Source organism: Virgibacillus sp. (assembly GCF_013393565.1).
Lineage (GTDB): Bacteria > Bacillota > Bacilli > Bacillales > Amphibacillaceae > Virgibacillus > Virgibacillus dokdonensis.
The window spans coordinates 1-12,781 of sequence record NZ_JABXHF010000094.1; the positions used below are offsets into that span (position 1 = coordinate 1).

Below are 12,781 nucleotides of genomic sequence, written 5' to 3' on the forward strand. Positions count from 1 at the left end.
GGCCATTTTGATCAACATCAACCTTTTCATTAGGAATAGACGTAATTAAGTTATGCCAATCTAAAGCAGTTGGCAATTTTTTAAGAACAAGTTCATTATTATCATTAACATCAATGGTGACTTGATCGCCATCTTGTAAACCTAATTTACGACGAAGTTCAACTGGAATAACAACTTGTCCTTTACTAGAAACTTTAGAAGTTTTAGGAGTTACTTGGTCGATCATAAAAATCCCTCCTTCAGATGTCTTACTTCTTACATCTTACTAAAAAAACAAAATAAAAGCAAGAAATGTATACTTAAGGTTATAACACGTTACCTATCAAAGCATAAATTCCACTATATTCCTTTTCACTCAACAAAAATGCCTAGGAAATAGACGATTTTCTTTGCCATTTCCTAGGCTCTTTTATTAAAACTTTTTACAGTTTCTCTCTTTATTACAACCATAATTTTCTCCAATTGTTGTAATAACTTGCCCTGATCCGGTCTTAGTGTTAGAGAATAAAATGACCAATCAGCTTTTAGTAGGGCTTCCAGTTTATGTAGTAACTGTTGTACATCTTCTGTCTGATAAGCACTCATAAACATATAAGGATGGTTCATTGGTATAACACCTTGCACCCATTTATCTTTCTTATTATAAATTGTAAGCATTGGAATCGTATCAGCATGAAGTTCTTGTAATAATTGCAAAACAGTATCCTGTTGCTGATTTAAATCAAGATTGGAGCCATCAACCAAATGAATAAGAAAATTAGCTTCTTTTACTTCCTCTAATGTTGATTTAAAAGCGGCAATTAAAGAAGTCGGCAAATCTTGTAAGAATCCAACGGTATCCGTAACAAGTACATTCATTCCTGATGGAAGTTGAATTTGCCTCGTTAACGGGTCAAGTGTGGCAAACAATTGATCTTCCTCTAATGAAGTACTATTTGTGAGTTGGTTAAAAAGCGTTGACTTTCCTGCATTTGTATAACCAACAATTGCAATTTGCAAGACGTCATTTGTCTTTCTTCGCTTACGATATTGTTCCCTTTGCTTAGCGACCGTTTGTAAACGCTGCTTTATATCATGGATACGTCTACGAATATGCCGCTGATCGGTCTCTAATTTTGTTTCACCAGGGCCTCTTGTTCCAATCCCACCTCCTAATTTTGACAACGCTGTCCCTTGCCCTCTTAATCTAGGTAGTAAATACTCTAGTTGAGCTAATTCAACTTGTAATTTTCCTTCTTTTGTTCTAGCACGTTGAGCAAAAATATCTAAAATCAATTGGCTTCGATCAATCGTTCGAACACCGAAAGCTTGACTCATATTTCGAAGTTGGATTGGTGATAATTCATCATTTGCAATGACTAAATCCACTTGATCTTCCTGAATAGAAGCATTTACTTCTTCTAATTTTCCAGAGCCAATATATGTACCAGGGTGAATGTTATCTCTATTTTGGGTAAATATTTGAATAACATCTCCACCAGCAGTCTTACTCAATGAATTTAATTCGGCTAGGGACGATTCAAAATGATGATTTGTTTGTTTCGGTTGCTTTACTGCAATAATGATTACTTTTTCATTCACTACAAACAGAACCTCTTTTCTTCATGCAATTCTTTACCAACTATCATAACAAATCTTAAGCAAATCCCCAAAATTAACATCTTCTGCAACTCTTCTTCATAAAAGCAACTGTATATCAGATAAAGGTAACTTTCCTATACAACATGAAAGGCGCTGCATAGATCTCACCTTAAATATCTGAGGAACTAACAGCAGCACCTAATTAAGCCAATCAATCTTAGCCTTCATTAAATTTCATGTGAAGAAATTCACTATTCAATTAAATGTGTAGGTTTTCAACAAAAGTATTTGGCTATAAACATCCATCCTTTTATATGCGTATAAACAGCATACTAATTTAGTTTTAACTGCAAATCTTGAATTGTTAAGTAAATAAGATCATCTGTAGTAAAGTGCTCATTCTTCAACAACCTAACTGCATGCATACGAATAGCACTCTCTACCACGTTACGTACATAACGTGCATTGGAAAAGTTACGATTATTCGTGCGTGTTTTTTTTATTAAATGTGCTTTTAATTCTATTTCAGCATCTTTGGTAAGTTGATACTCGCGATCTGCTGCCATTCGTTTAGCGATTGAAAGCAATTCTCCAGCTTCATAATCACGAAAATCTAATATAAATGGAAACCTGGATTCTAAGCCAGGATTTAATGTTAAGAATCGTTCCATTTCGTATGGATAACCAGCAAGAATTAGCACAAAATCATGCTGATAATCTTCCATATGTTTTACCAATGTATCAATTGCTTCTTTACCAAAATCTTTCTCGCCACCACGCGCAAGTGAATAAGCCTCATCAATAAACAAAACGCCACCTTGGGCTTTCTGTATAATAGAGCGGGTTTTTTGCGCTGTCTGACCAATATATTCTCCTACCAAGTCTGCCCGTTCAGCTTCAATAAAATGGCCTTTAGATAATAAGTTCATATCATAGTATAGCTTAGCCAACTTTCTAGCTACCGTTGTTTTTCCTGTCCCAGGATTACCCTTAAAAAGCATATGCAATACTTGTTCATGATTCACTAACCCAAACTGCTTTCGCTTTTCATTGATGACGACCGTTGCATATATTTCTTTAATTCGTTCCTTAAGTTGCTTCATACCTACAAACGATGCAAATGCCTCATCAATATGATTAAATGGGTTGTTTTTTTTGTTCATTGCTTTTTTTTCTGTATATGTCAAATGCGAGGTGTTTTTTTCCTTTAAAATGATGTTTACTTGCCCATTTCGATTACTTATAAATTGTGTTTCCATGTCATCACCCCTCAGTAATATTTAGTATACGCCGCGATCCAAAAGGTGTGACATTTGCCTATTTTTTTAAAAATACAATTTAAAATATCAGATTTATCGCCAATTTTTATGGCGAAACAAAGCTGTGATTTTTCTTATACTATAAACCTTAAAACTTATATTTTCCTATAGCATAAAAAAACGAATGCACATATGCATCCGTTTTTTATAGTTATTCCTTTTCCAGCTCGACATTTTTAGCTGGTGAAAAGGTAGAAATAGCATGTTTAAAAATTAATTGTTGTTTACCATCTGTTTCAATTAAAACCGTGAAATTGTCGAATCCTTTAATAACACCTCTTAATTGAAACCCATTCGTTAAAAAAATTGTGACAGCTATACGGTTTTTACGAAGTTGATTTAAGTATTGGTCCTGAATATTTACAGATTGAGCCATTATACTTCCTCCTCATTTCTATCTATACTATAATTAATTCGACCTAGCTTTGAATAAATCCTGCAAGATCATCTAAAATATTTCTTAATTTTTCATCAATGGATACACTAGAAACATCATACCAAGATACATCCATTTTATTGCGAAACCAAGTATATTGCCTTTTGGCATATCTTCTAGAATTTTGCTTTAATGTTGCAATAGCTTCAGTTAAAGATATTTCGTTTTTGAAATAAGGGAGAAATTCTTTATAGCCGATCGCTTGCATAGATTGTTTATGAGCATACCCCCGACTATACAATTGATAAGCTTCTTCTACCAGACCTTTTTCTATCATATCATCTACACGCTTATTAATCCGATCATATAATTTTTCACGGTCCATTTCCAATCCTATGATTTTATAATCATACGGTGACTTTCCACTTTGCTGTTGCTGGTATTCTGACATTCGTTTTCCTGTTGTTTCATAGATTTCTAACGCACGCACAACACGCCGATAGTTGTTTGGATGAATTTTTTTTGCCTGTTGCGGATCAACTTTCTTCAACCTTTCATACAAAGGTTGGATGCCATTTAACTCTATTTCTTTATTTAATTTTTTAATCAACTCGTTATTACGCTGATACGCTGTAAAGTTATAGTTATAGAGGGCAGCCTGCACATATAAACCACTTCCGCCAACTAATATAGGTAATTTGTCCTTGTCCTTGACTGATATTATTTCTATGTAATGGTCTACATACTGTTTAAAATCAGCCGCAGAGAACGATTCATCGGGACGTTTTATATCAATCATATAATGTGGAATGTTTTTCATTTCATCCTTTGTCACTTTTGCAGTCCCAATATCCATTCCTTTATAGATTTGCATAGAATCTCCGCTAATAATCTCACCATTATAATGTTTAGCTATTTCAATACTAAGTTTTGTTTTACCTACCGCAGTTGGACCTACGATAGCAATAAGTTTTTTTTTCATTCGTATTCCCCTATTATGCACACGTTACTGTTTTAAATACGCTCTAAGCATCCAAGTATATTTTTCAAACGCTCCTTGTATATCAATAAGTAAATCTTCTGTAGGGCTGTCATTTAACTCTACAGCTTTTGGTAGCCCTTGTGTCTTAATTTCCATTATTATTTGCAGCAAATCTTGCAGCAACTGCTGCATTATTTCTTGTTCTTCATCATCTGCATTTGCTTCTTCTAAAGTTGATTCTTTCAAATATTTTACCATTGTAGCTAAAGGTTTGCCATCTATCATTAGTATACGCTCGGCTATCTCATCAATATCATGAGCTACCTTCAAGTACATATTTTCAAACTGCTGATGAAGAGTTAAAAAATTGCTTCCTTGAATAAACCAATGGTATCGGTGCAGTTTCACATAAAGAACAAATTGATTAGACAGTAATTGATTAAGAAAATTTACAAGCTGTTGATTTTTCACCATACACACCTCTTCCAGTTTTCCATAGTATGGTAAACTGAAAGCAACTTTATACATTTTCACATCACACGTTTAAACATTTTTTCTAATTCATAAGTTGAAAAATGAACGATAATAGGTCTTCCATGCGGACAAGTAAATGGGTCTGTAGTTTGTCGTAAATGTTCAAGTAATTGTGTCATTTCTTCATCATTTAAATAATGGTTAGCTTTAATAGAACGTTTACAGGACATTAAAATGGCCGCTTCTTCTCGAATCTTTTCCACATCAATCTTCTCATCTTTTATTAGCTGTTCAACCATTTCCCGAATAATTGCTTCTTCTTGTCCAGCAGGGAACCAGCTGGGGTGTGAACGAATAACATACGTTTGTTGACCAAATGGTTCGAAAAAAAGTCCTGCTGCTTGTAATGTTTCTTTATATGCCTCCACCCAAATTGCTTCTTCTTTAGAAAATTCAAATGTTAATGGAATGAGTAATTGCTGCAAATTATTCATAGGCTGACCGAGTTTTTGTTTAAAAAACTCATATTTCACTCGCTCTTGAGCAGCATGCTGATCAATCATGTACAGCCCATTTTCATTTTGCGCCAAAATGTATGTGCCTTGTAATTGTCCAATTGGATACATAATCGGAACACGTGGTTCAACTTTCTCGTTTTTCTCTTGTTCTGCTATTTTCTCACCTGTATCTGTGCACACATTCCTATCTATATACTCTTTTTCCTGCTGCATTTCACGTGCACGCTCTACGGGGGTTGGCTCCATTTCGTTGTCAGCAAGCTCAATATGATTACTTTCTTGCTTTCTAGCAGCCTCATTTAGCCCTTTAGATGAATTATTTTCAACAACTGGTTCACGAACGCCAGCCGGGTAATTCCACTGTCTAATATCCGGTTCTAGTTCTGAGCTAGAAGGTGTAAAATTAAAACTATGTTGTATAGACTTCGATTTAGGTACAGATTTACTTTCCATTTCAGGAATTAAGGTTGCTTCCCGAAATGTTTCTTTAATGGTTTGCTCAATTGCTTGAAATAATTCTTTATCCTTACTAAAACGCACTTCTAATTTAGTGGGGTGGACATTAACATCTACCAGAATAGGATCCATTTGTATAGAAAGAACAACAATAGGTGAACGTCCAATAGGCAACAATGTATGATAGCCTTGGATAATCGCTTTATTTAATGCAACGCTTTTTATATATCTTCCATTAATAATGGTTGACATATAGTTTCTAGAGGCTCTCGTTACTTCTGGTTTTGCAATAAATCCACCAATAGAAAAGTCGAGTGTTTCGTGCTTAACAGGTAACATATGCTTCGCTACATTCATTCCATAAACCTGAGAAATAACTTGTAATACATCACCTGTTCCTGCTGTTTTAAAGATGTTCTTCCCATTATGTGTGACTTCAAATCTTATTTGTGGATGTGACAAAGCCAAGCGATTTAACAGATCTGTAATATGCCCTAATTCTGTATGAATGGTTTTCATATATTTTAGACGTGCAGGCGTATTAAAAAATAACTCGGATACCATAATTTCTGTCCCTTTTCGTGCAGCTGATTTCTGTTTATCAATTAGTTTACCACCTTCTAAAGTTAAACGAGTACCAGCGTGTTCTCCCGTTGATGTTTGGACCGTTAGTTTGCTGACAGAAGCTATACTTGCAAGCGCCTCACCACGAAAACCAAGGGTTCGAACGTGAAATAAATCGGTCTCATTCTTTATTTTGCTTGTTGCATGCCTCAAGAATGCTGTTTCACAATCTTCTTCTAACATCCCGTCGCCATTGTCAGTTACTTTAATAACTTGTAAACCCGCTTCTTTTATCTCAATTTTCACCCAAGTGCTGTTTGCATCAATACTATTTTCAACGAGCTCTTTCACAACGGATGCAGGACGCTCAACAACTTCACCTGCTGCAATTTTATTAGCGAGAGAATCTGGCATTTGTATAATTCGCATGCAAATAACTCCTTTTACTGCAAATTTCGTTTATTCCATCGTATAATCATAGTTTTTGGGTTCGGTTAAAAATGTAAATCTATCACATTTTTATTTTCGTGCCTTTTTTTGCAGTTGATATAACATATTCATCGCTTCTAGAGGGGTTAAAGCAAATAAATCTATGTCTTTTAATTCTTGTACCACTTTTTCATATTGATTCTTATGTTTAGAAACCGGCTTCTCTTCTTCGGCAAAGAAAGACAATTGTCCCGTCCCCTCGACAGAAGCAGCTTGTTCCGTCTTCGCTTTGACTTCAGATTTAGCCTCCATGTTTCCTTCTAGTTCTTTTAAAATTTCACTAGCACGAGTAATTAAACTATCAGGTAAGTTTGCAAGCTTAGCTACATGGATACCGTAACTTTCGTCAGCAGGGCCTTCTTTAATTTGATGGAGAAATACAACATTCCCCTCATGCTCTTCCGCTCTAACATGAACATTTTTTAAGTGAGATAACGTATTTGCTAGATCTGTCAGTTCGTGATAATGTGTTGAAAATAGCGTTTTTGCTTGGATATGATTATGAATATATTCAATGATTGCCTGCGCTAAAGCCATTCCATCATATGTGCTTGTCCCTCTCCCAATTTCATCAAATAAAATCAAGCTCTGTTCAGTCGCATTAGCGATCGCATGATTTGCTTCGAGCATTTCCACCATAAATGTACTTTGACCAGCAACTAAATCATCTGCAGCACCAATTCGTGTGAAGATTTGGTCAAAAATTAAAAGTTGAGCCGATTCACAAGGTACAAAACAACCTATTTGTCCCATAATAACAGTTAATGCCAATTGACGCATATAAGTGCTTTTCCCTGACATGTTCGGCCCTGTTATTAGTAAAATATGATTTTGTGCATCTAAAATAATATCATTAGGTACAAAAGTGCCATCATCCATTACTTGCTCAATCACAGGGTGCCTGCTCTGTTTTATTTCCAACTTTTGTTTATCAAATGTAGGGCGAACATAATTGTTAGATTCACTCACAGTTGCAAACCCTTGTAGCACATCTACATAACTTACTTGTTCAGCTAAACGTTGCAATTCTGGAATAAACGCTTTAATTTGTTCGCGAATTTCAATAAAAAGTTGATATTCCAATTCGACGCTCTTTTCTTCCGCTTCTAATATAAGCTGCTCTTTTTCCTTTAATTCTGGAGTAATATATCTCTCAGCATTTGTTAATGTTTGTTTTCTTTCATAACGCCCTTCAGGAAGTAAATGCAAGTTAGCTTTCGTTACCTCAATATAATATCCAAACACGCGATTATAACCGATTTTTAATGATTTAATACCGGTTGCTTGTTTTTCTTTTTGTTCCAGTTCAGCAATCCACTGCTTTCCATTTCTTGATGCATCTCGATATGTATCTAATTGCTCGTTATAACCTTCTTTAATAATGCCGCCTTCTTTAATTGAAATAGGTGGGTCGTCTACGATGCTTGCTTCCAGTATATCTATGATTTTGGGTTCTATATATATATGGTCTGCTAATTTATAAAGTTCCTGCTGAGAGAATTGTTGTAAAAGTTGTTTCAGAACCGGAATCCTTTGTAGCGAACTCTTCAGTTGTTGTAAATCACGTGCATTGACATTACCGAAAGCAATTCGTCCCGCAAGCCTTTCTAAATCATATACCGATTTTAACGTTTCTCTTATTGCGTCTCGCTCCATAAACTGCGCATAAAAGCCTTCAACAATATGAAGCCGTTTTTCAATTTCCTGCGCGTTTAAAAGCGGGCGCTCTAACCATTTTTTTAACATTCTGGATCCCATAGCTGTAACGGTTTTATCGAGGACCCATAGTAAACTACCATACTTTTCTTTTTTCATTAACGTTTCCGTAAGTTCTAAATTCCGCTTTGAATACATATCTAATGATAAGTGATGCTGTAGTGCAATAACTTGTGCTTGTTGCATATGATCAAGCGAACGCTTTTGTGTGTGTTGAACATAATTTAACAATCTGCTAAAAGCTGTCAATAGTCTTTCATCATCGATGTTTTCACATAAATTTCGATATTCTGCATTAAAGGTCACTTCATCCTGATAAGATAGAGTAACATGTAGCCTCGATTTTAACTGGTGTTGTAATTCCTCAGGCAACTTAGAGGAAACAACAATTTCTTTAATCGGTTGATTATATAATTCATGAATTACCCCGTCCCAACCATGTTCAATCAAAGCCAGTTGGTTTTCACCTGTCGACAAATCACTATATACTAATACATAGCTGCTATCAAAATGAGACAAACTGGCAATATAATTGTTTTCTTTTTCATTTAGCATGGCTTTTTCCATAACCGTCCCAGGTGTAATTAATTGAATCACTTCCCGTTTTACTACACCTTTAGCTGTTTTAGGGTCTTCTACTTGCTCACAAATTGCAACTTTATAGCCTTTTTCTATTAAAATTTTGATGTAATTCTCCGCGGAATGATAAGGAACCCCGCACATTGGAACAGGATTAGGACTGTTCGAATCCCGTTTTGTCAGCGTTATTTCTAACTCTCTTGCGGCTTGAATAGCATCCTCAAAAAACAGTTCATAAAAATCACCTAAACGAAAAAATAAGAACGCATCCTTATAAGATTCTTTTATATTTAAATATTGCTTCATCATTGGTGTTTGTTTTGCCATGTTTGTTCCTCCAAAAAACCGTAAATTATTCTTATGTCATTATAGCATACAATTAGCAGTACTTTCGATCATTCAAGTAAGAGCCCCTAACAGCATAAACCTTAAAAAAGCTTCATATCATCAATACCAAGCCAGCTTACGGTGATGAAACGGCATCGTTTTACTTATACGATAGAGCTAAATTTTATACTTTTCGATAGCCAAAAAAATTACGAGGAAGGTTTCTCCTCGTAATCCGGTTAATCTTTGTTTAAGAAATCTGGTTCTACTTCTTCCAATTCGTCATCTGTAAGTTCTACATCCCAAACTTCATCTTCGTCATCATCAACATATTCACGCTTTGGATCCACACGAACTGCAACTTTTGTATCTCCGATAATTTGGACAATAAATTCCCTTTCAATCTCTACTACTATTTTATGCCCTTTGTTTTCAATTGTACAATTTAAGCAATTAGGCTGTTGAACAACTTTGGCTATTACATCAAAGTCATCATTTAAGCAGTTTTCATCTTTTATCGATAATGGTACTTTATCGCTGTAGGTAACCCTCTCGGTAATAGCTTCTGTTTTTGTGTTGTCATTATACGAATACCAAATGTTAATTTCGTAACTTCCATTTATCTCTACAGTATCTTGTGATTTTTTCTTTGCATTATACAAATGGTTAATAACCCAGCAACCTAAAATACTTGAAGGTCTATGTGATGGTGTAACGGAATGGGTTGCTTGCGAGAACTTACGACCTTTGCCACAAACCGCTTTCGTTATGATCTCTCTATATTCTTTATCTAAAAAAGACATAATTACCTTTACCTCCTCTTTTTTCATAGTCAGTTTATGCAAGACAAATACCTAAAGTGCATAATGAAAAGAAAAATAGAAAAGGAAGTAGGTAAAAACGAACAGCGTTAATACCAACTAGTTGCTTTAACTGAGAGATAAAAACTCTAGTTGGACGTTTAGGTGCAGCGTCTGTAGAAAAAATCAAGTAACAGATAACAGCACCTTACATTTTTTAATAGCAACCCACGGATTAAAACTTACTTTTTAATGGCTACAACCTGATTTTGTTCTTATCTTCGAACCTGTTTCTCCAGTTAAAACATCGCCACCTGTAGATTCAATTACTTGATTGGTAACTTCTCTTGCAATTGTAGCAGTAATTAACTGTAAAACATCATTAACAACAACTTGTATTTCTTTAAACTCCTGTACAACAGGAATTGCATCAATTTCTGATTGAAAAATATCCAGTTGTTCCTCTACTTTTTTTAAAGCTTCATGTTTTTCATAAGCTTGTAAATTAACAGCTTGCTTTTGTAATGCTTTAATCTTTGTTATTAATTGTTGTACTTTTTTATTTTCATTAATTTTCGCTTCCACTTGCTTAAAATGTTCAATTTCTTCTGTATTTGCTAACATATTCGCAAGTTTTTTCGCTTCATCCAGCACCTGTTTGCGCGTATACTCTGCCATTGTTATTTCACCCCTACTGTATTTTCAATCATAACACCATCTAAAGACCATGTTTTAGCTTCTGTAATTTTCACGTCTACAATCTGCCCAATTGCAGCCTTTGGTCCTTTAAAGTTAACGAGTTTATTTCTTTCCGTATACCCCGCTAGAACTTCTGGATCTTTTTTGCTTTCACCCTCTACAAGTACTTTTACGACTTGATCCTGATACGTTTTCATAGACGCAGCAGACTGCTTATTGACAAGCTCATTTAAGCGATATAGTCGTTGCTTTTTTACCTCTTCTGGAACATTATCTTTCTTCCTAGCTGCAGGAGTCCCTTCACGTGGTGAATAAATAAAGGTGTAAGCTGCTTCAAAACCAACTTCTTCCATTAAGGTCATCGTTTCTTCAAACTGCTCTTCCGTTTCGTTTGGAAATCCAACAATAATATCTGTCGTTAACGTTGCGTTCGGCATCGCTGCGCGAATTTTCCTAACGAGTTCTAAATACGATTCTCTCGTATATTTCCGATTCATTTTCTTCAAAATTTCACTACTGCCTGACTGGACTGGCAAATGAATATGATCTAACAAATTCCCCCCTTTTGCCAATACTTCAATTAAGCGATCATCAAAATCTCTAGGGTGTGATGTCGTAAAACGAATTCTTGGGATATCAATTTTGCGAAGTTCATCCATTAAATCACCTAAACCGTATGTCATGCCGTCTAAATCTTTTCCATAAGCATTTACGTTTTGCCCTAATAAGGTTACCTCTTTATAACCTTGAGCAGCTAAATGCCGAACTTCTTGGATGATATCTTCCGGAAGACGACTTCGCTCTTTTCCACGGGTCATTGGTACAATACAATACGTGCAGAACTTATCGCAACCGTACATAATGTTAACCCATGCTTTTATTTTTCCTTTTCGTGCTTTTGGAAGGTTTTCAATGACATCACCTTCTTTAGACCACACTTCAACGATTTTTTCTTTACCAAACATTGCTTCTTTCACAAGATGTGGTAACCGATGTATATTATGAGTACCAAAAATCAAATCAACATGCTGGTGTTTCTTCAATATCCGATTCACCACAGTTTCTTCTTGAGACATGCAACCACAAACACCAAGGATCAAATCTGGCTTTTCTCGTTTTAACGCTTTTAAATGTCCAATTTCACCAAATACTTTATTCTCAGCATTTTCTCTAATTGCACAAGTATTCAACAAAATAATATCAGCATCATTTGTTTCAGAAGTAGATGTATAACCCATTTCGGTAAGAATTCCAGCCATTACTTCCGTATCATGCTCATTCATTTGGCAGCCATATGTACGAATTAAAAACTTCTTTCCTTCCCCAATATTTTCCATGTCTTCGGGAATAGAAAAATCGTAATGGACATTCACTTTATCTCTTCCACGTTTACGTGCTTTATTTAAATTCGGTGGTTCATAAGTTGTTTTGAAATACTTGGAAATCAAATCTTCACTAGAAGTATTTTTAATACGCTCCATATTATCCATACCGGATTTTACGTCCGTTGGATTTGTTTCCTTAATTTGTGCTTGTTGCTTACGTTGTTGCTCGTTCATAATAATCTCCTTTCATTTTGTGTAAACCACAATAACCTTTTAGGGTCATGAATACTCACTTTATCAGATGACTTATTTGTTTACATTCATTCATTTATTATAAATGCTATATTCGAAATAAACAACAGTTGGCCTTTTGCTATAGGTTAGGAAAATGTCAAACAGTAGAATTTTAGCTTTACAATAACTTATAAGAGATTTGTAGACCGCATTTTTGGTTCTATGTCAAATGTTGGGGTGGAGTGAGATGGAATCTCCCCTACCCAACATGACTTCCAATTTTTTTATACTTATGTAAAAGAAGTATTCTTGCCCTTGCCCTTAGGAAGTTCCTAAATCCAA

11 protein-coding genes are annotated in these 12,781 nt (G+C 35.1%); all 11 read right to left on the minus strand.

Features of this window, described 5'->3' with window-relative positions; all coding sequences use genetic code 11:
- A partial coding sequence (locus tag HLX49_RS15705; protein ID WP_296363061.1) for an AbrB/MazE/SpoVT family DNA-binding domain-containing protein occupies positions 1-226 on the minus strand: 226 nt, incomplete at its 3' end.
- Positions 227-399: 173 nt separating this feature from the next.
- Positions 400-1,581, minus strand: a complete 1,182-nt coding sequence (gene hflX / locus HLX49_RS15710) for a GTPase HflX (protein WP_296363064.1) — start codon at positions 1,579-1,581, stop codon at positions 400-402.
- A 332-nt stretch (positions 1,582-1,913) separates the two neighbouring features.
- On the minus strand, positions 1,914-2,840 hold the full coding sequence (locus HLX49_RS15715; RefSeq protein ID WP_296363066.1) for an AAA family ATPase: 927 nt from the start codon (positions 2,838-2,840) through the stop codon (positions 1,914-1,916).
- 211 nt (positions 2,841-3,051) lie between these two features.
- Complete coding sequence (gene hfq, locus HLX49_RS15720) at positions 3,052-3,276, minus strand: RNA chaperone Hfq (RefSeq protein ID WP_073004912.1); 225 nt, start codon at positions 3,274-3,276, stop codon at positions 3,052-3,054.
- Between the two features lie 43 nt (positions 3,277-3,319).
- Complete coding sequence (miaA, locus tag HLX49_RS15725; RefSeq protein ID WP_296363069.1) at positions 3,320-4,258, minus strand: tRNA (adenosine(37)-N6)-dimethylallyltransferase MiaA; 939 nt, start codon at positions 4,256-4,258, stop codon at positions 3,320-3,322.
- Between the two features lie 24 nt (positions 4,259-4,282).
- A complete protein-coding gene (locus HLX49_RS15730; RefSeq protein ID WP_077706898.1) occupies positions 4,283-4,729 on the minus strand; it encodes a Dps family protein in 447 nt (148 codons plus the stop codon).
- A gap of 59 nt (positions 4,730-4,788) precedes the next feature.
- Positions 4,789-6,699 carry a DNA mismatch repair endonuclease MutL gene (gene mutL, locus HLX49_RS15735; protein WP_296363073.1) on the minus strand — a complete coding sequence of 637 codons (1,911 nt, stop codon included), beginning with the start codon at positions 6,697-6,699 and terminating at the stop codon, positions 4,789-4,791.
- 90 nt (positions 6,700-6,789) lie between these two features.
- Positions 6,790-9,381 (minus strand): DNA mismatch repair protein MutS, encoded by a 2,592-nt coding sequence (mutS, locus tag HLX49_RS15740; RefSeq protein ID WP_296363075.1) that lies wholly within the window; start codon positions 9,379-9,381, stop codon positions 6,790-6,792.
- 239 nt (positions 9,382-9,620) lie between these two features.
- The gene (locus tag HLX49_RS15745; protein ID WP_073004920.1) at positions 9,621-10,184 is read right to left on the minus strand and encodes an outer spore coat protein CotE; all 564 of its coding nucleotides are present in this window, start codon (positions 10,182-10,184) and stop codon (positions 9,621-9,623) included.
- Between the two features lie 246 nt (positions 10,185-10,430).
- Positions 10,431-10,859 (minus strand): YlbF/YmcA family competence regulator, encoded by a 429-nt coding sequence (locus tag HLX49_RS15750; RefSeq protein ID WP_077703909.1) that lies wholly within the window; start codon positions 10,857-10,859, stop codon positions 10,431-10,433.
- Positions 10,860-10,861: 2 nt separating this feature from the next.
- Positions 10,862-12,439 carry a tRNA (N6-isopentenyl adenosine(37)-C2)-methylthiotransferase MiaB gene (gene miaB / locus HLX49_RS15755; RefSeq protein ID WP_077703912.1) on the minus strand — a complete coding sequence of 526 codons (1,578 nt, stop codon included), beginning with the start codon at positions 12,437-12,439 and terminating at the stop codon, positions 10,862-10,864.
- Positions 12,440-12,781 lie beyond the last annotated feature (342 nt).

Coding starts and splice junctions, on each gene's coding strand:
- miaB (WP_077703912.1), bottom strand. CDS start 12,439: ATGAACGAGCAACAACGTAAGCAACAAGCACAAATTAAGGAAACAAAT.
- HLX49_RS15750 (WP_077703909.1), bottom strand. CDS start 10,859: ATGGCAGAGTATACGCGCAAACAGGTGCTGGATGAAGCGAAAAAACTT.
- HLX49_RS15715 (WP_296363066.1), bottom strand. CDS start 2,840: ATGGAAACACAATTTATAAGTAATCGAAATGGGCAAGTAAACATCATT.
- mutL (WP_296363073.1), bottom strand. CDS start 6,699: ATGCGAATTATACAAATGCCAGATTCTCTCGCTAATAAAATTGCAGCA.
- HLX49_RS15745 (WP_073004920.1), bottom strand. CDS start 10,184: ATGTCTTTTTTAGATAAAGAATATAGAGAGATCATAACGAAAGCGGTT.
- hfq (WP_073004912.1), bottom strand. CDS start 3,276: ATGGCTCAATCTGTAAATATTCAGGACCAATACTTAAATCAACTTCGT.
- miaA (WP_296363069.1), bottom strand. CDS start 4,258: ATGAAAAAAAAACTTATTGCTATCGTAGGTCCAACTGCGGTAGGTAAA.
- mutS (WP_296363075.1), bottom strand. CDS start 9,381: ATGGCAAAACAAACACCAATGATGAAGCAATATTTAAATATAAAAGAA.